The following is a 20,482-nucleotide window of genomic DNA, read 5'->3' as shown; positions in this document are numbered from 1 at the left end:
GGAGCGGGTCGCTGACAAGGGGTCGCCTATTCCAGCGGGGCCGGGCGCGTGCTCTCGAACTGGGCGCGGGCGCTGCTGGCCAGGGCCATTTCACCGGGGGTTTCGGGGGTCCAGCTGTTGACCAGCATGGGCCGGCCTTCGGCGTCCAGCGCGATCACCACCACCAGGCATTCGGCGACCTTTTCCGGCCGGGTGTCCGTCAGGTCGCCGCCACGCACCTCCACGCCGATGTTCATGTTGGTCTCGCCGGTGAAGGCCAGGCGGGCGCGCACCTCCACCATGTCACCGAGTTTCAGGGTCCGCTGAAACCGGATGCTGCTGACGTAAACCGTGCGGCAGCGGCCGTGCGACCAGGTGGTGGCGCAGGCGCGAGCGGCGTCGTCGATCCACTTCATCACGGTGCCGCCGTGCACGTCACCCCCAGGGCCGACGGCGCTCGCTTCAACCAGAAAACGCAAGGTGGTGGATGACATGAAGACTTCCTCCTGGCACAGGTTGAAAAACCCCATTGTGGGCCGTCAGCGAGGCGTTTGCCAAACTTCCGGCCTACCCGGGGACGGAACCGGTCTCACCCCCAGGGTGTGGGGGTGTTCATCAGCGTGCGTTCCAGGCGCGGCAGGGCGCGCAGGCCATCGCCCAGGCGGGCCTGTACCTTTTCGCGCAGGTCGTGGGCGGCCGGCAGCGGGCAGGAGCCCAGCAGCGCCAGCGCCGTGTTCAGGTCGTTGAGCGAGCCCAGCCGTTCCTGGGCCTCGGTCAGGGCCGCGGTGCTGCGCCGCAGCCGCTTCGCGGGCAGCAGGCTGGCGAGGAACTCCTGGGCGTAGCGCAGCTTTTTCAGCTGGATGCGCAGCGCGTGCCGGCCTTCGCTGCCCTGGCGCAGGGCCTGGCGGGCCTGCCGCCGCAGCCGCGCGTGCTGCTGGCGCAGGGTGCTGCGCGCCCAGCCCGGCAAGGGGCGCGCCGCCCGCCGGTGTTTCGGGGGCGCCAGCGCCAGCAGCGCGCGGGTGAAAGCGAGCAGGTTCAGCGCATGGGCCGGGTCGGTGAGGGTGGCCAGGGCCCGCTGGTGGGCGGCGCGGCGCTCGGCGTTTACCCAGTCGCGCAGGGCCTGCGTCTGCGGGTCGGATGGCGCATCGTTCGCTTCGCCCAGCAGCTCGGGCAGCCATTCGGTGGCGAGCACGTCCCAGTTGCGCGCGTCGCCCAGGCGGTTCGCGGTGGCCTTCCATTGCGCGCTCCAGTGGCTGGCAAAGCGGCGCGGCAGGGCCGGGCCGAACAGCCTCAGCCCGGTGCGCAGCCGGCGCAACGCTACCCGCGCCTGGTGGATGAACTCCGGGTCGGGCAGGGTCTGCGGGTCGCGCGCCTGCAGCAGCCCGGCCACGTTGGCCTGCAGGTGGGCCAGGCAGCTCAGGGCCGCCGCCCGGAAAGCGGCGCGTGGGGGCATGTCGGGCGCCAGCAGCACCGGGCCGGCCTTGACCGGCTGCAGGCGCTGCCCCTGGAACAGCGCCAGGCCGCGCTCGGCCTTGCTGCGGTCCGAGGGGTGCAGCCACAGGCCCCGCGCGGCGTCGCCTTCGGGGCCCAGCGCCAAGGTGTGGGCCAGATCGAGCAGCGCGTCCACCGGGCCGCTCTGGAGTTCGAGTTCCAGCTCCAGGATCGGCTCGCGCTGCGTGCCCTGGGGCGTGCCGGGCGTGTGGCCGGTGGTGATGGCGCCTTCGTCGAGCGCCACCTCGATCAGGGCTCCGCCGTGGTGCAGCAGCCAGCTGCGGCGCGTGAAGTCGGTGCGGAACACCGGCACCAGTTGCCAGGCCAGGCGGGTGAGCTCCTGCGCCAGGGCCGGGTCGTCCACCAGCGCCGCGAAATCCAGCGCACCCGCCCGCGTGGGGCCTTCCCACTCGCCGCGTCGCGACAGCCCGCCCACCGACGTGCCGGCGGTCTTGACGGTGAGCAGCGTGCGCCGGCCCACGCGCCGCTCGCGCACCGCGATGCGCCGCTGCATCAGCGCTTGCGTGGGGGTGTCGAAATAGGTGTTGAACAGGTGCTCGCGCCGCGCGGCCAGGGGCCTCAGCAGCGGGTGCGCCAGCAGACGGGGCAAGTCGCGTGCCCGCAGCGAGAGCTTGAGTTCGGTTTCCTGTGCCATGGCCCCCAGTTTGCCGCAATGGGGAAAATCCTTCGGGACGCTTGCATCTGGTTGCCTTTGGCCCCGGCGCGCGCTGGCTATGATGCTCGAATGTCTGGAATCAATTGGCGCGGTTGGGTTTGGGTGGTGGGCAGCTGTCTGGCCTGGGGCGCACGTGCCGACGATTCGCTCGTGATCGGCGGCGACAAGGGTTACCTGATCGGGGCCTCGGTGGTGAGCGCCACCGGGCACGTGGGCAGCGGCGGGCGCGTGTCGCTGGACCTCAAGCCCATGTGGGCTTTCCAGCTCGGGCCGTTCAGGGTGTCGAGATCACGGGCCAATTCGCTCATGAACACCGGCCGCGAGCGGCTGGAAACGGGTCTGAGTGCCGAATTCGACTGGTTGACCGACTGGCGGCTCGGCGCTTCGTTGCGGCTGGACAACGGGCGGTCTTTCGACGACGACGAGGTGTTTCGGGGTCTGCCCGACGTGCCCACCACGCTGCGCGGGCGCGTCTCCACCGGTCGCCCTCTGGGTGAGCGCTGGGACTGGGGCATGAACGTCGACCACGATTTGCTGGGTCGCAACGGCGGCATGCGCCTGGGCACCGGCGTGAACTACCGTTACCCGCTGTCGCCCCGCACGAACTGGGACTTTTCGTTCGGAGGCGGGTGGGGCGATTCGAGGTACCTGCGAACCCACTACGGCATTTCGACCGAAGCCGCACAGGCCACAGGGCGCGCGCCCTACCGGCTGGGCGGCGGCTGGGAAAACGTCCGGCTGGGCGCGAACTTCGAGACGGCCCTGACCGACCATTGGGTGGTCTTTGGTGGGCTGGAGGTGTCGCGCCTGCTCGGGGCCGCCGCGCGCAGCCCGCTGGTCGGGCGGGTCACCACGCATGGCCTGAGCGTGGGGCTGGCGTACCGCAGCAAATGATCGGAGCACCCCCCGCGTCGCCTGCGGCGCCACCCCCCTGAAGGGGGGCGACACCAGCGGCCCGGCGGAGCCGGTTCCGCGGTATCTCTGGGTTGGCGTTGCTTCAGGCGGTGCGGGGCTCGCTCCGCTTCGGGGGTTTCTTGTTGGGACCCTTCGCATCCGCCGGTCGCGCTTCGGTTCGGTCGTTCAGCGCTTGAGCAGTCTGGCCAGGTAGCGTCCGGTGTGGCTCTCGCCGTTGGCGGCCAGGTCTTCGGGGGTGCCCACGCCCACCACGGTGCCGCCGCCGGACCCTCCCTCAGGACCCATGTCGATCAGCCAGTCGGCGGTCTTGATGACGTCGAGGTTGTGCTCGATCACGACGATGGTGTTGCCGGCGTCGCGCAGCTGGTGCAGCACTTTCAGCAGCAGCTCGATGTCGGCGAAGTGCAGGCCGGTGGTGGGTTCGTCCAGGATGTAAAGCGTGCGGCCGGTGTCGCGCTTGCTGAGTTCCAGCGCCAGCTTGACGCGCTGCGCCTCGCCGCCCGAGAGCGTGGTTGCGCTCTGGCCGAGCTGGATGTAGGTCAGGCCCACGTCCATCAGGGTCTGCAGCTTGCGGTGCAGCGTGGGCACGGCGCCGAAGAAGGCGTAGGCCTGCTCCACCGTCATGTCCAGGATCTGCGCGATGTTCCTGCCCTTGTACTGCACGTCCAGCGTTTCGCGGTTGTAACGCTGGCCGTGGCAGACCTCGCAGGGCACGTAGACGTCGGGCAGGAAATGCATCTCCACCTTCACCACGCCGTCGCCCTGGCAGGCCTCGCAGCGGCCGCCGGCCACGTTGAAGCTGAAACGGCCCGGGCCATAGCCACGCTCTTTCGCCGTGGGCATTTCGGCCATCAGCTCGCGGATGCCGGTGAAGAGGCCGGTGTAGGTGGCTGGGTTGCTGCGTGGCGTGCGGCCGATGGGGCTCTGGTCGACGTTGATGACCTTGTCGAAGTGTTCGATGCCCTCGATGGCGTCGTGTTCGGCCGGTTCTTCGTGCGAGCGGTAGAGCGTGCGCGAGACGGCGGCGTACAGCGTGTCGTTCACCAGGGTCGATTTGCCGGAGCCCGAGACGCCGGTCACGCAGGTGAGCAGGCCCACGGGGAAGGCCACGCTCACGCCCTGGAGGTTGTGGCCGGTGGCGTTGACGACGCGGATTTCCTGCAGCTCGCGCAGCGAGGCCAGGTGCGCCGCTTCGCGCGCGCTGCGGCGCTCGGCCGCGGGGCTCATGGGAAAGCGCGACTTGATGGGCGCGGCCCTGGCCGCGGCGGCGGTCTTGTTCACCGGCAGCCAGGGCGTGCGCCGCGTGGGCACGGCGATGGCGCGCGCGCCGCTCAGGTACTGGCCCGTCAGTGAGCCGGGTGTGGCCATCACCTCGGCACAGGTGCCCTGTGCCATCACATGGCCGCCGTGCACGCCCGCGCCCGGGCCCATGTCGATCACGTGGTCGGCGCAGCGGATCATGTCCTCGTCGTGCTCGACCACCAGCACCGTGTTGCCGAGGTCGCGCAGGTGCTGCAGGGTGGTGATCAGGCGGTCGTTGTCGCGCTGGTGCAGGCCGATGCTGGGCTCGTCGAGCACGTACATCACACCGGTCAGGCCGCTGCCGATCTGGCTCGCCAGGCGGATGCGCTGCGCTTCGCCGCCACTCAGCGTCTCGGCACTGCGGTCCAGGCTCAGGTAGTTCAGGCCGACGTCGTTCAGGAACTTCAGGCGCTGGCGGATCTCGTTGATCACGCGCGCGGCGATGTCGCCCTTGGCGCCCGGCAGGTGCAGCGCGCTGAAGTAAGCCAGCGACTCGCCGAGCGTGATGTGGCTGATCTTGTAGATGGGTTGCTTCTGCTCGCCTTCGCCCACGAACACGTGGCGCGCTTCCTTGCGCAGGCGCGAGCCGCCGCAGTCCGGGCAGGGCTGGGTGGCGCGGTAGCGGGCCAGCTCTTCGCGCACGTTGGCGCTGTCGGTCTCGCGGTAGCGGCGCTCGAAGTTGCGGATGATGCCCTCGAATGGGTGCTTCTTGCTGATCTTCTTGCCCGCGCGTTCGCCCGATTCGAGCGCGTAGCTGAACTTGATCTCTTCCTCGCCCGAGCCATAGAGCAGCACCTGCTGCACCGCGTCGGGCAAGGATTCCCAGGCCGCTTCGGTGTTGAACTTGTAGTGCGCCGCCAGGCTTTCGATCATGGCGAAGTAGTAGCCGTTGCGCCGATCCCAGCCCTTGATGGCGCCGCTGGCCAGACTGAGCGAGGGGAAGGCGACCACGCGCTCGGCGTCGAACACCTCCGTGTGGCCCAGGCCGTCGCAACTGGGGCAGGCGCCCATGGGCGAGTTGAACGAGAACAGCCGTGGCTCCAGCTCGCCCACGGTGTAGCTGCATACCGGGCAGGCGAACTTGGCCGAGAAGCCGTGTTCGGCACCACTGTCCATCTCCACCGCGATCGCCTTGCCCTCGGCCAGGCGCAGCGCGGCTTCGAAGCTTTCGGCGAGGCGCTGGCGCAGCGGGTTCACGGCCTCGTCCTCGCCACCGGTGCGTACCTTGATGCGGTCGATCACCACGTCGATGTTGTGTTTTTCGGTCTTCTTCAGTGCGGGCAGGGCGTCGAAGTCCAGCACCTCGCCGTTGATGCGGAAACGCACATAGCCCTGGGCTTGCATGTCGGCGAACAGCTCCAGGAACTCGCCCTTCTTCTCGCGCGCCACGGGCGCCAGGATCATGAGGCGAGTGTCCTGCGGCAGGGCCAGCACCGTGTCCACCATCTGCGCCACGCTCTGCGAGGCCAGCGGCAGGTCGTGGTCCGGGCAGTGCGGCGTGCCGGCGCGGGCGTAGAGCAGGCGCAGGTAGTCGTGGATCTCGGTCACCGTGCCCACGGTGGAGCGCGGGTTGTGGCTGGTGGCCTTCTGCTCAATGGCAATCGCGGGCGACAGGCCTTCGATCAGGTCCACGTCGGGCTTGTCCATCAGTTGCAGAAACTGCCGCGCGTAGGCCGAGAGGCTTTCCACGTAGCGGCGCTGGCCCTCGGCGTACAGAGTGTCGAAGGCCAGGCTCGATTTGCCCGAACCCGACAAGCCCGTGATCACCACCAGCGCGTGCTTGGGGATGTCGAGGTCGATGTTCTTCAGGTTGTGTGTGCGCGCGCCGCGCACCGATAGCGTGGCCGCGGTGCGCAGGGCCGCGGCGTGGGCGGGGCTGAGCGGGGCGGGCGGCGTGTCCGGCGCGGTGCCGGTCATCGGGGTCGGGTTCTGGTTCAAGGCGGGGTCACCAGGGCTGGGTTCTGGCGTCAAAAAGGCAACCCGACATGATACGGCGGGACCGATTCCGGAGTGCGCCCACCGGACGGGGCGGCGTCCAAGGCATGACGGGGCTCAAACACCGCGCAGTGGCGCGCGCCGGCACGTGGCTTTTCGGGCGGATTCGGCGTACCGTGCAAGCCTTGGCGACAACCACGAGGACGGTTCTCCATGGATTTCCTGGACTGGGTGCGCGGCCCGCTGCTGGCGTTGTCGCTTTTCGTCTTTGTCACCGGCGTCGCGTGGCGCTTGCTCGCGCTGTGGCGCCTGCCCCACTTGTCTGCACCCGGCGCACCCGAACGCCAGCCCTTCGGCACCGGCGCGGCAATGCGCGCGGCCTTCACCCGCATGGTTCCGCGTGGCGGCTTTCACCCAAGCGCCACGCTCGTCACCGTGAACCCGTATGTGTTCCACATCGGGCTCGCGGTGGTGGTTTTCGGCTATGCGCCCCACATCGCCTTCGTCCACCGCCTGACCGGCCTGTCGTGGCCGGCCTTTCCCGACGCCGTGATGTACGCCGCGGCGGCGGCCACCATCATGTCGTTGCTGATGGCCTTGATGTTCCGCCTGACCGATCCGGTGCTGAAACGCATCTCGACCGCCGACGACTGGATCACCTGGGTGATCACCTTCCTGCCCCTCGTCACCGGCATGGCGGTGATCGGCGATCCGTCATCGACCATCCTGGCGCGTGACCACGTGATCTACCGGGACCCGCTGGCGGTGCACCTGCTGACGCTGGAGCTGCTGTTGATCTGGTTTCCGTTCGGCAAGCTGATGCACGCCTTCCTGGTCCTGCCGGCGCGCATGCAGCTGGCCACGTTCTTTGGCCGTCGTGGAGTGCGCTCATGATCAACCAGGATGTGTTCCATGGCTTTCTGCAGGCCATCCACCACCTGCCGGAGATGGCGCAGCCCGATGCGCTGACCGACGCCGAACGCCTCGGCCGTGCCAAGGCGGTCATGCGGGCCAAGACCGACCGCGGTCTGGCGCTGGACCTGGAGGCCTGCGTGAACTGCGGCTACTGCTCGGAAGCCTGCCATTTCTACCAGAGCACCCAGGACGCGAAATACAGCCCCAGCCGCAAGCTGGACCTGCTGCGCCGGGTGCATGCGCGCGAGACATCGGCCTTTGCGCCCCTCAAGCGCCTGTTCCTGCCCGACATCACCCTCGACGATCTCAAGGAATGGCAGGAGCTGGTCTACGACGCCTGCACGGAGTGCGGGCGCTGCAGCATGATCTGCCCGATGGGCGTCAATACCGCCCGCGGTGTGAACGTGATGCGCGAAGCGCTGTTCGAGGCCGGGCTGGCCCCCCTGGAGTTGACGGCGGTGGCGCAGGAGCAGGCCGGGCGGGGCACGGTGTTCGGTGTCGGCCCCGACGAACTCCGGCAGACGGTGGACCTGCTGCGCTCCCAGGGCATCACGATCCCCCTGGACGAACCGCAGGCCGACCTGATGCTCGTGACCACGGTGATCGACGTGCTGCTGTTCCAGGACGCGCTGGCCGCCACGGCGCGCATCCTCAACCACCTGGGCGTGCGCTGGACCCTGCGCAGCGCGGGTTTTGAGGCGGCGAACTTCGGCCTGCTGTCCGGCAGCGAATCGCTGCAGAAGGCGGCCAGCCAGCGCCTGATCGACGAGGCGCTGGCCATCGGGGCCAAAACCGTCATACTGCCCGAGTGCGGGCACGCCTACCCGGCGCTGCGCTGGGAAGCGCGGCTCGCCAACGGCCAGCCGCTGCCTTTCGAGGTGCTGGCGGCGTCCGAATTCGTGGGGCGCGAAATCACCGCCGGGCGTCTGCGACTGCAGCCCCCCGAAGACCCCAGCCGCAAGATCACCTACCACGACGCCTGCAAGCTGGCCCGGCACGGTGGCGTGGTGGACGAGCCGCGCGCGGCGCTGAAAGCCCTGGGCATGGACCTGCGCGAAACCACACCCACGGCCGAGCAGAACTGGTGTTGCGGCGGCGGCGCGGGCGTGTTCCTGATCAACCGCGCCGAGGGTTTGCGGCACCAGGCCTGGGAGATCAAGCGCGAGCAGATCGACGCCACCGGGGCCGACACGGTGGTGGTGTCCTGCGGCAGTTGCCGTCTGAACGTGATGGCCGGCGCCGAAGCCGACGCCTGGCCCACCACCATCGAAAGCGTGGTCGAAATGGTGGCCCGGCAGTTGCCGGACTGATGCTTCCCGGTGCCGCGCCAGCGGCACTTCGGTCTGTCAAGCCGCTGCCGCGCGCGCCGGGATCCGTGCCGACCAGCGGCGCGCGAGGCGCATGCCGGGCTGCTCGACGCAGCGGTACAACCCATAGGCACACAGATAGATCACCGGCAAGGTGACCAGCAAATGGAGTGGGCCATGGCGGCCGAGCTTGTAGAAGCCATAGAGGATCAGCGGAACGTGCAGCAGGTAGATCGAATACGAAATCCGACCGGTCCAGGCCAGAAAAGGCAGGTGCAGCGCCGGGATGTTCAGCATCCAGACAAACAGGGCTGCCACCCCCAGGCCCACGACCTGTTCTGGCATGGGCAGGTGGGCGAAGTACAAGGGCATCGCGCCAAGACAGGCCAGCCAGACCAGGGCCGGAACCCATGGGTTGAGTTCGCGCAGCCGATCGCGCAGGTGAAAGGCCACGGCACCCAGGCCGAAGTACACCAGCTGGGCGGGGAAGGCGGCGCCCATGAGCACGTTCAATTGACTGGGCGACCAGGGCCGGGTCATGGCTTCCAGCGACGGTCGGTACAAGGCGTCGAGCCCGTGGTGGCGGGCCATCCAGGTCCAGGCCACGGAGAGCAGCAACAGCCCCCCGAGCATCCACCAGGGTCGGCGGAGCCCGATCACCAGCAGCAGGGGCGCCAGCGCGTACCAGATCATCTCGACCGTCAGCGTCCAGGAGACGCTGAGCACGTTGAACTCCAACAAGGCCACCGCGTGCAGCTGCTGAAGGTTGATCAGGTTGAGGAAAAAGGGGAACGGGCTCTCACCGATGCGCTCCAGATCGAGCCGCCCGAACACCGTCCCGATCAGCAGGTAGGTCACCCAGTACGCCGGGAAAATCCGCAACACCCGGTGCAGCCAATAGACCGACGTGGGGTGCCTGCTGGCGCTGTCGGTGATCAGATAACCGCTGAGGACAAAAAACAGCTGGACCCCCAGCAGGCCCCCATACGTGCCCAGCATGGGCACTGAAATGCCCGTGTGGGCGAAGACATGGTGGGTCATGACCGCCAGGATCGCCATGCCCCTCAGGATGTCGATGTTCGGCGAGTGGTGGTGGGGCGTCATGCAGGCCAGGCGGAATGAGGGGCCCCGATTCTGGCCGATCGCAGAACGCATGCCCGTTGTCTGCGGCGCGCCATGAGCCCTTGGTCCACGCCGGGCAAGCGGGTTGGCGCACAATCACGGCCTGCACCAACAGCCCCATGCCGGCCTCGGGTCGATCGGCCCGAGGGCCGGCGTTTTGATCGTGTCCTCCACCCCCGCTCCTGCCATTTCTTCCCCCGCTCCCGCCGCCGATGCCACCCGCATGACGCCCGAAGAGCGCCGTGCCAGCGGTGCGCTGGCGCTGGTGTTCGCGCTGCGCATGCTGGGGCTGTTCATCGTGCTGCCGGTGTTCGCGCTGGAGGCCGCGCGACTGCCCGGGGGCGACGATGCGGCCCGCGTCGGCATGGCGATGGGGCTGTACGGCCTGACCCAGGCCTTCCTGCAGATTCCATTTGGCCTGGCCTCCGACCGCTTCGGCCGCAAGCCCACCATCGTGGCCGGCCTGCTGGTGTTCGCGCTGGGCAGCGCCATCGCGGCCTGGGCGCCCGACCTCACCTGGCTCTCCATCGGCCGTGCGGTGCAGGGCGCGGGCGCCATTTCGGCCGCCGTCACCGCCTTCCTGGCCGACGTGACGCGCGACAGCGTGCGCACCAAGGCCATGGCGATGGTGGGCGCGAGCATCGCGCTCATGTTCGCGCTCTCGCTGGTGATCGCCCCGCTGCTGGCGGGATGGGTCGGCCTGGCGGGCATCTTCACCTTGACCAGCGCGCTCGCGCTGGCCGGCATCGCGGTGGTGATCTGGGTCGCGCCGCCCGAGCCGCGCGTGCACAAGCCGGCCGACATCGGGCAGGTGAAGGGTGCGGGGCTGGGGCTGGTGCTGCGCGACAAGGGCCTGCTGCGGCTGAACCTGGGTGTGTTCGTGCTGCACGCGGTGCAGCTCGCCATGTGGATGGCCGTGCCCGCGATGCTGGTGCAGGCCGGGCTGCCCAAGCCCGAGCACTGGCAGGTCTACCTGCCCGCGGTGGCGGCTTCGCTGCTGGTCATGGGCGGCGTGCTGTTCCCCATGGAGCGCAAGGGCCATCTGCGCACGGCCTTCCTGATCGCCATCGGGCTCATCGGCGCGGTGCAGATCGGCCTGTGGTGGCTGGCCGGCAGCGGCGCAGCGCCGGGTCTGTGGACGCTGGGCGGGCTGATGTTCGTGTTTTTCATCGGCTTCAACACGCTCGAAGCCAGCCAGCCCAGCCTGGTGTCGAAGCTGGCGCCGGCGCATGCGCGCGGCGCGGCGCTGGGGGTCTACAACACGCTGCAGTCGGTCGGTTTTTTCGTGGGCGGCGCGGTCGGAGGCTGGCTGTCCCAGGCGCACGGCGCCACCGGGCTGTTCGCCGCCTGCGCGCTGGCCATGCTGGTCTGGCTGGTGGTGGCCTGGCCGATGCGGGCACCCATCGCGCAGCGCTGAGCCTCATACGGCTTTGCATTCAAGCGTAGAACAAGGCGAAGCAACGAAGTTATACGTTTGAAGGCAACGCCGTATCAGCCCGGGCCGGTGGCCCGGCTGTGACAGGTGCAATGGCCGCGACGCCACAGGCCGGCGTTGTGCGCGAGCTGCAAGGCGCCCGTCTGCAGCCAGAGGCCCCAGGTGCGTCGTCGGCTGCCGAAGAAGCCACTGAGCAACACGCTGGCTTCGAGGTTCACAACCTCGTGCCACCAGCCACGGGGCACGTACAACGCATCGCCGGGGCCCAAGTCCACCACCTGAGGGGCGGCCAGGCCCTGGGCTTCGAGCCGCTGCGCCAGGGCATCCACCCCCAACACCGACAGCCTGGCCCAGCGGTCGAACTTGCGCGACACCAGCTGCGCCGCCTCCACGCTGCCCGGCGGCAACAGGTAGAACCGTTTGCGCCCGCGAAGGGTCAGGGCCACGTTGTCCAGCAGGTCGTGGTGCAGGCCGGTGCGCGCATGGGCGGGCCCGATCCACGCCTGGTGCGAGACCACCGACCCACGCGGGAACAGCGCGGAGGGGTCGAGGTCGTCGCGCAAGGCCGGAAAGTGCTTCAGGAGATCGAACTCTTTCAGATGGCCCACGGGTTCGTGGGTGGCGCGCGGGTCCTGATCCAGCCGGGCCAGATGCTCGCCCCAGGTGGTGTTGACCAGGTGGGCAGCGTCGATTTCGCGGTTGCCCTGCACCACCTGGACGGTTCGATGGGGGTCGAGAGCGCCCAGGTGCGCGAAGGTCCAGCGCTGCAGGGCGGGCCAGTCCCGTGCGGCACCGCGCCACAGCTGCGGTGTGCGGCCCCATTCGCGGTGCGGTGAGGAAGGTTGTGTCAGCTTAGTTGCTCCACCGCGCAGCGCGCGACCCACGACGCATGAAACGGTCCAGTCCAGTGGCACCGCCGGGCCGGCTTTGCCGGACGGCCAGTGCCGCCCCCTTGAGGGGGTGACGCGAAGCGGCGCGGGGGTGTTTCTAGCGTCACGGCAGCCTGAACAGCCAGCGCTGCATCGCCTGAATGTGGCTCAACGGCAGGCGGCGCCACAGCGGCGCCCAGCGGGCGCCCGGCACCTGGCCGCGCAGCAACACCCCGTGGTCCAGCGAGCGGGCATGCGGAAAGTAGTTCGGCAGCACCGCTTCGATGTGCCGAAACCCTTTGCCGTGGTAGTAGCGCAGTTGGGGATCCAGCGGCAGCCCGCGGCGCCGCTGTTGGACGTAGGCGTGGGCATTACCCTGGGGGTGGCTTTGCAGCCAGCTCTTCAGACCGGGGATCGGTGAGCCCAGAAAGATGTAGCGCCAACCGCCCTTGAGCGCGTGGGGCCAGAAGTACCCGAAGATCGCTTTCACGGCCTCGGGGTCGATGCTGCTCAGGCTGATGCCGAACAAGGCATTGCCGGGCCCCGTGGCGGTGTTCACCGCGCGCCCTTCGATGCAGTCGCGCCATGTTCTGGCCTGCGACATGGCGTGGGTGCTGCTGGGTTTCATGAACAGCGAGGCCAGGGCTTTGCCGGTGCGCGGGCAAAACGCGCCCAGGCAATATTCGGGATGGCGGCGCATGCGGTCGAGCAGGTCCGAGGCTTGTGCGGCTTGCTCCGGCGTCCAGCACGCGTGCTCCAGCGCCATCAGGGCCGGAATATCGGTGGGCCGCAGCTCACGAACGGTGATCGGCGTCGCAGCCGCGGCTTTCATCGACGAGCGCCTGGGCAGCAGGTACGAGGCCCAACCCACTGTGGTGGACCACAGGTCCGGGAGCGCTTGCACCGCGCCAGCGAGGCTGGCGGCCCAGAACCGGGGCGCGCTCAGGCGCCCCGTCCCCACGTCGTGCCGGTAAAAGGCCCGCATGTGGCGCAGCACATCGCCCAGCATGACGGCCGAAGCCACCAGGAACCAGCCCACCCGGGCGCCGTAGGACAGGTCCCGGGCCGCCATCAGCTCGACCGTGACCCCCAGGTGGGCCATCTCTTCGGCGCAATGCCAGCGCCACAGACGCGTTTGCGCGTTGGGGGTCTTGGTCAGCATGCGCTCGCTGCGCAAGGCCACCGCTGAAATGGTGGCCGTGACGTGCTCGAAAGCCGCCGCCAGGCACAGGCGCTGGTCCACTGACAGGCGGGTCTGGATGGCGCGCAGATCGTGGGCGATGCGCGCTTCCATGGCCGCCACGCCGTGGCCTTGTTGGCCGAGCCGTGCGTTGTAGAGCCGGTGCGCGCGCTGGTGGGCCTCTTCTTCCTGGACGAACCGGGCGCATTCAAGGCGCAGTTCGCAGCCCGGGGGCAGGTGCTGGGCGGCTTCCGACACCGCATCCATCACAAAAGCTTCCCCTTCCGGCAGCATCACGGAAAACGCGTCGAAGAGATAGGTGCGGGCGGCGGTCTGGTTCCAGAAAGTCGTGGGTGAATCGGTGGTGGGCGCCGGGGCAGTCGTTGGCGGTGAAGGCATGTGCAAGCTGAGAAGGGCAGACAGAGCCTGTCACCCTAGCGTCGCCATGTTTCATTGGCGTGACGGTACACACCGTCACCGCCGGACCCGCACCGGCCCGGGGCGGTTGACCTGCCCCCGGCCTACCGGTCCGCGGGGGGTGTGGGCGCTGGTGCCCCCGCCAGCGGTGAGGGGTCGGTGCCGCCCTGTGCCGCGTTCACGTCGCCGCGCAGCGGCCGCATCATGATGTGCGACAGCGTGCTGTACAGCGGACGGCTGATCAGGCGCGAGATCAGGCTGGCCAGCATGGCCGCGGCCATCAGGCTGAGCACCATCGGCCGGCCGTCGATCATTTCCATGACGATGATGAACGAGGTCAGCGGGGCCTGCGTGGTCGCGGCGAGGAAGGCGGCCATGCCCATGGCGATCAGGGCGGGCGCCAGCGCGCTGGCGTTGCTGCCCGCGACGATCTGGGCCACGTCGTGACCCACCCCCGCACCGATGGACAAGGAGGGCGCAAAGATGCCGCCCGGTACGCCGCTCCAGCTCGTGATCCAGGTGGCCACGAATTTCAGCAGCACGTACAGCCGCGAGATGTCGCTCTCGCCGGCGAGCATGTTGCGCACTTCTTCTGCGCCGGCGCCGAAGGTGGCGCCACCCGACACCAGGCCGATGATCGCCACCATCAGGCCGCAGGCCGCGGCAAAGCGCACCGGGAAACGTTTGCGAAAGGCGCTGAAACGGTCGGGCATGCCGGCCAGTGACGCGGTGAGCAACCGCGAGAAGAGCCCTCCGAGCACGCCGCAGATCACGGTGACCAATACACCCGGCAGGATCGCACCCCAGTCCAGACGGGGCACCTCGATGGAACCGAAATAGGTGAGGTTGCCGAAGGCCGAGATACTGACCAGACCGGCCAGCACGATGGCGGCGATGATGAGGCCGTTGTTGCGCGCTTCGAGCTTGTTGGACAGCTCCTCGATGGCAAACACCACGCCCGCCAGCGGGGCATTGAAGGCTGCGGCGATGCCGGCCGCGCCACCGGCCACCAGCAGCGCCCGTTCGCTCATGACGGAGCCCGGGCGCAGCCAGCGCCGCGCGTCGTGCATGACGCCCGCGGCCACCTGCACCGAAGGCCCTTCGCGGCCGGCCGACAGGCCGCCCAGCAGGCTCAGCGAGCCCAGAACAATCTTCGCGAACGTCAGCCGCAGCGACACGAAACGGTGCCGCGAGTCCCTGGGCAGCAACGGATCCAGTGCCGTCATGACCTGGGGAATGCCCGAGCCCGCCGCTCCCGGGAAATAGCTGCGTGTGCACCACACGATGAACGCCGTCAGGGCCGGGGTCCAGACCAGCACCACCCAGGGCGCCGCAGCGTGCAGGTGCATGAACCACTCGAACGCGGTTTCGCTCAGCAGCGTGAACAGGACCACGCACAGGCCGGCCAGGATGGCATAGCCCAGGACCACGGTGCGGTCCAGCCACGCGCGACCGTCGGACAGTTCGTCCTGCAGATTCTGGAAAAAGTCTGGTTCACCCCGCATGTGCCCACAGTGTAGGCCGCCGGAAAAGCCGATTGGGTTCACCCGGGCAATTGCGGCACAATGGTTGACCGTTTTGCGGCCCGGGTTCCCGGCGCCGCCCGCTAATTCCCCCAAGGGCATACACATGGCATCCGTCAACAAAGTCATCCTCGTCGGCAACTGCGGCCGCGACCCCGAAATCCGCTACCTGCCCTCGGGCCAGGCCGTCGCCAACGTGAGCGTGGCCACCTCCAGCCGTCGCAAAGACAAGAACAGCGGCGAAACCATTGAAGACACCCAATGGCACCGCGTCACCTTCTACGACCGCCTGGCCGAGATCGCCGGCGAGTACGTGAAGAAAGGCCGCCCGATCTACGTCGAAGGCCGCCTGAAATACGGTACCTACGTGGACAAGACCACCGGCGTGGAAAAGAACACCGTGGACATCATCGCCACCGAACTGCAGCTGCTCGGCGGCCGCGAAGGCATGGGCGGGGGTGACGAAGGCGGCGGCGGTGGTGGCGGCTATTCGCGCCCGGCCCCGGCTCCGCGCCAGGCTCCGCCCGCGGCCCGTCCGGCACCGGCGCCTGCTGCGGCCCGCCCGGCCAGCGGTTTCGACGACATGGACGACGACATCCCGTTCTGACCCTTCCCGATCCCTGACGCCACGTCGGTCCCTGTGGACGTGGCCTTGTCCCCGCCCGACCCCCGGTCCGGCGGGATTTTTTTGATCTCTGTGTTCAGGCGGCTTCGGCGCCACTTCTGACGGCGCAGAGTGCCGGCGAGCGCCACACCGCCAGTCCGTAGGGACTGGAGCAGATCGGGTGGTCGGGCGCCGCGCGGCGCAGCCATGCGGCCTGCCCCCAGGGCGTGCGCCGCACGCGGTCCAGCAGGATGGACACACCCTGGCAGCCCATGGCCGCTGCGTGGTCCAGCGCCAGCAGCCATTCGGCGGCGTCGGGGTAGAAGGGCGACAGGCTGCTCGCGCGGGTTTCGTCATCACCCGCCCAGTCCAGGGCGCGGTTCAGCAGGTCCATCGACTCACGCGCGCCCGGGATGCCCTCCAGCCCGGTCGCGGTCAGCAGCGCCAGCACATTGGTGATCACGGTGCAGTCGACCATGTCCTGTCCCCCGGCCGAACGGCTCCAGGTCGCGAACACGCCCGTGCGCAGCCACGGCGGGCGCAGGACGGGCAGACGGGCGATGCGCCGCGTGCCGACGCGCTGACAGGCGATGCGCCGTGTCTCGGTCCGGGTCAGACGCCCGGCCAGATACAGCTCCAGCGCCATGATGGCGGTGTCGTCGGCGTCGTCCGGCAGCGGTGGCGCCCAATGCGGGCGCAGGCCCTGCGGCCAGAACCCGAAACCGCCCTGCGCCGAGCGGCAGCGTTCGAGCACGGCCAGCAGGGAGGGTGGCGCTGTGTGGCCCTGCTGGCGCAGGGAGCGCACCGCCAGGGCGGTGGCGAAGCCGTTGCAGTCGGGCTGCCGCTGTGCGCGGGCGTGCATCTCGCTGGCGATCAGGCCAGGCATCGGTGCGGGGTCCGCTGTCATGTGGGACGCAGGCCGCACTGCAGCCAGTGGGATGCACTGGCGTCGACGCCAGCGCCCACCATGCCGTGCCGCCAGCGGCCATCGGGGGGGGCAGCGCTGAGGGCAGCATAGATCTCGGCAGGCGCACCGCTCACGGCGCAGAGCAGGGTCTGGCGGACCTGTTCGTCGTCGCGGAACACCGCCTTGGCGAAACAGAACCAGGTCAGGGCGCGGGGCCGCAGGTCGCCGTCGAAGACCACGCTCAGGCCGGAAGGCCGCGGCAGGTCCTGTCCGCCGCAGAGCAGATCCAGGTGCCGGGACAAGGCGGTGCCGGGTGCGGGCGTTCCAAAGAACCCCTGGCAAAGATCCAGCAGCCGGTGCCGGTCGAGGTCGGCGCTCTGCGCGTACAGCTCCAGGCTCCGGTCGGCGTTCAGGCCGGCCATGCGCCAGTGCAGGCTGGGGCTGCGCAGCCAGGGGTGCGCAGCGACCAGCGCCGAGGGCAAGGCCGCACCGGGCGGCACGTCGATGTACAGCTTGGTGGCCCGATCGGCGGACGAAAAACGCACCCCCAGCCAGGCGCCAAAGCGCAGGGTCTGGTCCTGCTGCAGTGCCTGCCAGGGCGCGAGCGCGGGCTGCGGGTCGTGCGGCCAGTCGAGTTGCCGGGCGGCCAGGTGCAGGCGCTCCGGGTCGGGGGCCTCGGGCGGCGCCACCTCCACCGTGTAACGCAGCGCCGTCTCGCGTGAAGACCAGGCGAACTCGATCGGCAAGCCGGTGTTGGTGAGCCGGCTGAAGCGCCACGCCACCTCCGGCCAGACCGAGCGGCCGACCGGGCCCAGCTGCGACACCAGTGCCACGCGGGCGGCCGCAACGGCCCCGGGCAGCCACGGTGCCAGGCGGTCCAGCGTGGCCTCCACCGCGGCTGGGATCGCGGGAGAGCGCTCGGCGGGTCTTGTGGCGGTCGCCTCAGCCTGGATCATGTCACCGCCTCACAGGCTCACCGGCTGGATTTCCTCTGCCGTGTCCACCCAGGCCCGCTGCTGGAACAGGTTCGGACCGATGAAGGTCAGGCGGAAGCGGTACTGGCGCAGGTTCTTGTCGCGCAAGGCCATGCGCAGCTTGATGGAGTCGGTCGCGGTGCCCGGGATTTCCAGCCGTTCAATGCGTTCGTACTGGTTGGCCGGGTCGCGGTACTCGACGTCGACCAGCACCCGGTTCACGACGGCCGGATTGACCGCCGGGATGAACTCGATCCGCAGCGCACCCACGAACAGGTCGTGCACCACGATCTGCGACACCGTCAGATCGGTGGCGGGCAGGCGCGTGACGCTACCGTCCTTGAGGCGTTGCACCAGCTCCATCTCGACGCCACGGTCGGCGGGCGCCGGCTTGGCCCCGCGCAGGCGCCAGATCTGTGGTGCGCTGTCGCGGCGCAGCGTGAGCACGGTGCGGGGTTCCGGGCTGGCGTATCCGCGGGCCTTCAGGTTGAGCTCCATGGACTCGACAACCTCCCAGTCGATGTCGCCGGCGATCGCGCTGATCTCGCGGAACTCGATGTGCTCGTAGGGGTTCACGAACAGTGTGCGGTCCAGCGTGGGCCGGGCCGGTATGTCGTAGGAATGCCGGTCGGCGGCCCAGCCCGACTGCGGATCGAAGTGGAACTGGAAGCCGGCCTGGTAGTCGATGTCGCGCGTGCTGTTGAGAAACACCTTGAAGGTCTCGACCTTGTTGTCACCCGGCAGGAACACGAAGTCGGCGTGTTTGTGGTCCTGGGGTTTGGCCGGATCGCCGTAGTCCAGTGCGACCTGGGCCGACGCCAGGCCGATGGGCGCGAAGTCGATCGGCATGCTGGCCTCGACCTTGAACTCCCGGAAGAACGGATCGTCGAGATCGATCTCCTTGAAGTAGCGGGACTTGTCGCGCAGGTCGCCCAGCATGAGGCCGAAGAAGCCCTGTGGCGCATAGGTGCGGCGTGTCGCTTCGGCGCGGTTGTAGCGCAGGGTGAGCTTCTTGCGCTCCTCCTGGCGCACGAACTTCAGCTTGAAGCTCGCCACCACCGGCAGCGAGCTGCCGCCCTGGGCCGGCGGGGGCGGTGGCGGAGGAGGTGGCGGGGGTGGCGGAGGAGGCGGCGGTGGGGGAGGGGGAGGCACCGTCGACGCCGGCCGTCGCAGCACGCCGCGCCAGCGCGAGGGCGTGGTGCCGGTGCTGCGGCCGATGATGTGCGCCACGCGGTTGTCGGGGTCGCCCCCCATCGGCGAGTGGGTGCCGGGGCGGCTGGAGGCGGGGTGGTCGCCGTTGGCGGTGCCGCCGCTGACCGTGCCGCCGGCGCGCTGCACGATGGCCAGGGCCACGTCGCGGCGCCGGGTGGACAGACGCAGGTTGTAGGCCTCCCGCTGGGCCTCGGGGACGCCGGCCGCGTGTTCATGGCTGGCGTAGGCTTCCACGCGCACGTTGCGCGGGGCGGGCAGGCGCTGTATCCACGCGCGCAGCCGTTCGGCACCGCGCTCCGGTCCGCTCCAGTTGCCGTCGCCTTCGATGCGCAGCGTCCCCGACGCGTTCTGGAACCGCGGGTCGGTGGTGCTGTTGTCCACGTAGGCGCGGTACTCGGGCGAGGGCGGGTTGACCCGCCAGTTGGCTTCGGCGGGCTTGTCGAAGTCGAAGAACAGGCCGAAGGTTTCCTCGGTGGTCTGTGCGGGCCACTCCACCTCGATGGTCTTCTGCGCCGCCGGGTTCACCGTCACGGTGATGCGCCCGGCGGAATCGGGTGTGACCGGCTGACCGTCCACGCGCACCGTGGCGCCGGTACCCGTGATGCTCAGGGTCTCCGCCAGGCCGCTGGTCGCGGGCGTGTGCGTGACGCCCTGGCCCGCCGGCAGCGGCGTCGGGCTTTGCTGCTCCACGGTGAGCGTGGCGGGCTGCGTCCCGCTGGCGCTGGTGCCCTGGCCTGGGTTGGTGTTGGTGCCGGTTCCCGTGCCCGTGGCCGGATTGGTGTTGGTGTTGTTGGCGTCACGCAGCAGGTCGCGCCCGACGGAGATCACATCGCTCAACGGGTCGCTGGTGGCCTGTTGGGCGGCGAGCTGGCCCGGCGTCAGGGTGGGCTCGAACCACTTGGACAGGAGATCGTCCTTGAAGAAATCCAGCGCCCATTTCTCCTGTTCGCGCTCGTCGGCTTCGTCGGTGAAGTTCAGCACCTTGATCTGGATCGCGCCGCTCTGCACCAGCGACTCGAACGCGGCATCGATGCCGCCCCGCACGAACTGGTACTGGGCTTCGATGCTGGCGCTGAAGTGGTTGAAGATGCGCTCGAAGTCGGCCGTGATCTCGACGTCGATCGACGGCCGCATCGCCAGGTACTTCATGTTGTAGATCACGCCGATCGGCGCCATGCCGTCGCCAAAGGCCTGCTCCAGGATGGTCGCACCTTCCTTGGACAGCGACAGGCTGAACGCCGCGCCGTTCTCGCTGTCCATCGACGGCACCGACGCGCCGAGGATCAGCTCGACGGCGTTGAAGGCTCCCTCGGGTGGCGCGGTCGCGGCGGTGCCGCCCGAACCCTGCAGGTTCAGCGCCAGGCACTGCACCGTGCCCTCTTCAAATGGCGCAGCCGCCAGGCGCACCGGAGGCGTCACGCCCGGTTCGGCGTTGATGCGGCCCACGATGCGCGACTCGATCTGCGGCGTGAGCTTGAGCGTGGTCTTGAACATGAGAAAACCGCCACCGGTCTTGCCCACGTCCACGCTCGCGGCCTTGTATTTCAGGAAGCTGAATTCGGCGAGGTTGTCCGGGCCCACGCGGCGCGCCAGGCCGACCGGTCCGGGCAGGTACCAGAACTGATTCACATCGGCATGGTCGCGGTAGACGGTGATGCCGTCCACGGTGAGCGGTTTTTCGAGGCTGAGCATGGGGAACTCCTCGGTGTGGGGATGTCG

At 69.1% G+C, this 20,482-nt stretch carries 15 protein-coding genes; 5 read left to right on the top strand and 10 right to left on the bottom strand.

Translation table 11 applies throughout. From position 1 onward, the window contains the following. Positions 1-26: 26 nt before the first annotated feature. Positions 27-473 carry an acyl-CoA thioesterase gene (locus HTA01S_RS06045; RefSeq protein ID WP_068168183.1) on the bottom strand — a complete coding sequence of 149 codons (447 nt, stop codon included), beginning with the start codon at positions 471-473 and terminating at the stop codon, positions 27-29. A 95-nt stretch (positions 474-568) separates the two neighbouring features. Next, positions 569-2,125 carry a CYTH and CHAD domain-containing protein gene (locus tag HTA01S_RS06040; protein WP_068167774.1) on the bottom strand — a complete coding sequence of 519 codons (1,557 nt, stop codon included), beginning with the start codon at positions 2,123-2,125 and terminating at the stop codon, positions 569-571. A gap of 90 nt (positions 2,126-2,215) precedes the next feature. On the opposite strand from HTA01S_RS06040, the gene HTA01S_RS06035 reads away from it, so the two are divergent. Further along, complete coding sequence (locus HTA01S_RS06035; RefSeq protein ID WP_169804745.1) at positions 2,216-3,040, top strand: MipA/OmpV family protein; 825 nt, start codon at positions 2,216-2,218, stop codon at positions 3,038-3,040. Between the two features lie 186 nt (positions 3,041-3,226). Here HTA01S_RS06035 and uvrA read toward each other — a convergent pair whose 3' ends face one another. Further along, positions 3,227-6,280, bottom strand: coding sequence for an excinuclease ABC subunit UvrA (gene uvrA / locus HTA01S_RS06030; RefSeq protein ID WP_068167771.1), 3,054 nt, complete (start codon positions 6,278-6,280; stop codon positions 3,227-3,229). A 231-nt stretch (positions 6,281-6,511) separates the two neighbouring features. Here uvrA and HTA01S_RS06025 point away from each other — a divergent pair, with 231 nt between their 5' ends. Next, positions 6,512-7,192 carry a hypothetical protein gene (locus HTA01S_RS06025; RefSeq protein ID WP_068167769.1) on the top strand — a complete coding sequence of 227 codons (681 nt, stop codon included), beginning with the start codon at positions 6,512-6,514 and terminating at the stop codon, positions 7,190-7,192. After that, complete coding sequence (locus tag HTA01S_RS06020) at positions 7,189-8,523, top strand: (Fe-S)-binding protein (protein WP_068167768.1); 1,335 nt, start codon at positions 7,189-7,191, stop codon at positions 8,521-8,523. Before HTA01S_RS06025 ends, HTA01S_RS06020 begins: the two co-directional genes overlap by 4 nt. A 36-nt stretch (positions 8,524-8,559) precedes the next feature. Here HTA01S_RS06020 and HTA01S_RS06015 read toward each other — a convergent pair whose 3' ends face one another. Next, entirely contained in the window at positions 8,560-9,675 is a 1,116-nt protein-coding gene (locus HTA01S_RS06015) for an acyltransferase family protein (RefSeq protein ID WP_084235887.1), read from the bottom strand. A 190-nt stretch (positions 9,676-9,865) separates the two neighbouring features. Here HTA01S_RS06015 and HTA01S_RS06010 point away from each other — a divergent pair, with 190 nt between their 5' ends. Next, positions 9,866-11,059: an MFS transporter gene (locus tag HTA01S_RS06010; RefSeq protein WP_068167765.1), complete on the top strand. Its 1,194-nt coding sequence runs from the start codon at positions 9,866-9,868 to the stop codon at positions 11,057-11,059. Positions 11,060-11,133: 74 nt separating this feature from the next. Here HTA01S_RS06010 and HTA01S_RS06005 read toward each other — a convergent pair whose 3' ends face one another. From HTA01S_RS06005 to HTA01S_RS05995, 3 genes are all read right to left on the bottom strand, one after another. After that, complete coding sequence (locus HTA01S_RS06005) at positions 11,134-11,961, bottom strand: cupin-like domain-containing protein (protein WP_169804744.1); 828 nt, start codon at positions 11,959-11,961, stop codon at positions 11,134-11,136. A 109-nt stretch (positions 11,962-12,070) separates the two neighbouring features. After that, positions 12,071-13,525 carry a metal-dependent hydrolase gene (locus tag HTA01S_RS24590; protein ID WP_084235885.1) on the bottom strand — a complete coding sequence of 485 codons (1,455 nt, stop codon included), beginning with the start codon at positions 13,523-13,525 and terminating at the stop codon, positions 12,071-12,073. Positions 13,526-13,647: 122 nt separating this feature from the next. Beyond that, entirely contained in the window at positions 13,648-15,048 is a 1,401-nt protein-coding gene (locus tag HTA01S_RS05995; protein WP_068167761.1) for a chloride channel protein, read from the bottom strand. A 124-nt stretch (positions 15,049-15,172) separates the two neighbouring features. Between HTA01S_RS05995 and ssb the strand changes: the two genes are divergently transcribed. After that, positions 15,173-15,673: a single-stranded DNA-binding protein gene (ssb, locus tag HTA01S_RS05990; protein ID WP_068167759.1), complete on the top strand. Its 501-nt coding sequence runs from the start codon at positions 15,173-15,175 to the stop codon at positions 15,671-15,673. 94 nt (positions 15,674-15,767) lie between these two features. Here ssb and HTA01S_RS05985 read toward each other — a convergent pair whose 3' ends face one another. From HTA01S_RS05985 to HTA01S_RS05975, 3 genes are read right to left on the bottom strand one after another with little or no spacing between them, the layout of a single operon-like run. Beyond that, positions 15,768-16,577 (bottom strand): hypothetical protein, encoded by an 810-nt coding sequence (locus tag HTA01S_RS05985; protein WP_157571982.1) that lies wholly within the window; start codon positions 16,575-16,577, stop codon positions 15,768-15,770. Next, entirely contained in the window at positions 16,574-17,533 is a 960-nt protein-coding gene (locus HTA01S_RS05980; protein ID WP_068167754.1) for a hypothetical protein, read from the bottom strand. Before HTA01S_RS05980 ends, HTA01S_RS05985 begins: the two co-directional genes overlap by 4 nt. 9 nt (positions 17,534-17,542) lie before the next feature. Further along, positions 17,543-20,455 (bottom strand): hypothetical protein, encoded by a 2,913-nt coding sequence (locus HTA01S_RS05975; RefSeq protein WP_068167753.1) that lies wholly within the window; start codon positions 20,453-20,455, stop codon positions 17,543-17,545. Between the last annotated feature and the right edge of the window lie 27 nt (positions 20,456-20,482).

Source organism: Hydrogenophaga taeniospiralis CCUG 15921, assembly GCF_001592305.1.
In the GTDB taxonomy this organism is placed as follows: domain Bacteria; phylum Pseudomonadota; class Gammaproteobacteria; order Burkholderiales; family Burkholderiaceae_C; genus Hydrogenophaga; species Hydrogenophaga taeniospiralis.
Note: the sequence above shows the minus strand (reverse complement) of the source record. Positions and strands in the feature narration are given on the sequence as shown.

What these genes read in the sequence shown, in the direction of transcription:
- HTA01S_RS06025 (WP_068167769.1), top strand. Translation starts at nt 6,512, where the DNA reads ATGGATTTCCTGGACTGGGTGCGCGGCCCGCTGCTGGCGTTGTCGCTT.
- HTA01S_RS06040 (WP_068167774.1), bottom strand. Translation starts at nt 2,125, where the DNA reads ATGGCACAGGAAACCGAACTCAAGCTCTCGCTGCGGGCACGCGACTTG.
- HTA01S_RS05995 (WP_068167761.1), bottom strand. Translation starts at nt 15,048, where the DNA reads ATGCGGGGTGAACCAGACTTTTTCCAGAATCTGCAGGACGAACTGTCC.
- ssb (WP_068167759.1), top strand. Translation starts at nt 15,173, where the DNA reads ATGGCATCCGTCAACAAAGTCATCCTCGTCGGCAACTGCGGCCGCGAC.
- HTA01S_RS06010 (WP_068167765.1), top strand. Translation starts at nt 9,866, where the DNA reads ATGACGCCCGAAGAGCGCCGTGCCAGCGGTGCGCTGGCGCTGGTGTTC.
- HTA01S_RS06020 (WP_068167768.1), top strand. Translation starts at nt 7,189, where the DNA reads ATGATCAACCAGGATGTGTTCCATGGCTTTCTGCAGGCCATCCACCAC.
- HTA01S_RS05975 (WP_068167753.1), bottom strand. Translation starts at nt 20,455, where the DNA reads ATGCTCAGCCTCGAAAAACCGCTCACCGTGGACGGCATCACCGTCTAC.
- HTA01S_RS06045 (WP_068168183.1), bottom strand. Translation starts at nt 473, where the DNA reads ATGTCATCCACCACCTTGCGTTTTCTGGTTGAAGCGAGCGCCGTCGGC.
- HTA01S_RS06035 (WP_169804745.1), top strand. Translation starts at nt 2,216, where the DNA reads ATGTCTGGAATCAATTGGCGCGGTTGGGTTTGGGTGGTGGGCAGCTGT.
- HTA01S_RS05985 (WP_157571982.1), bottom strand. Translation starts at nt 16,577, where the DNA reads ATGACAGCGGACCCCGCACCGATGCCTGGCCTGATCGCCAGCGAGATG.
- HTA01S_RS06015 (WP_084235887.1), bottom strand. Translation starts at nt 9,675, where the DNA reads ATGCGTTCTGCGATCGGCCAGAATCGGGGCCCCTCATTCCGCCTGGCC.
- uvrA (WP_068167771.1), bottom strand. Translation starts at nt 6,280, where the DNA reads ATGACCGGCACCGCGCCGGACACGCCGCCCGCCCCGCTCAGCCCCGCC.
- HTA01S_RS05980 (WP_068167754.1), bottom strand. Translation starts at nt 17,533, where the DNA reads ATGATCCAGGCTGAGGCGACCGCCACAAGACCCGCCGAGCGCTCTCCC.
- HTA01S_RS24590 (WP_084235885.1), bottom strand. Translation starts at nt 13,525, where the DNA reads ATGCCTTCACCGCCAACGACTGCCCCGGCGCCCACCACCGATTCACCC.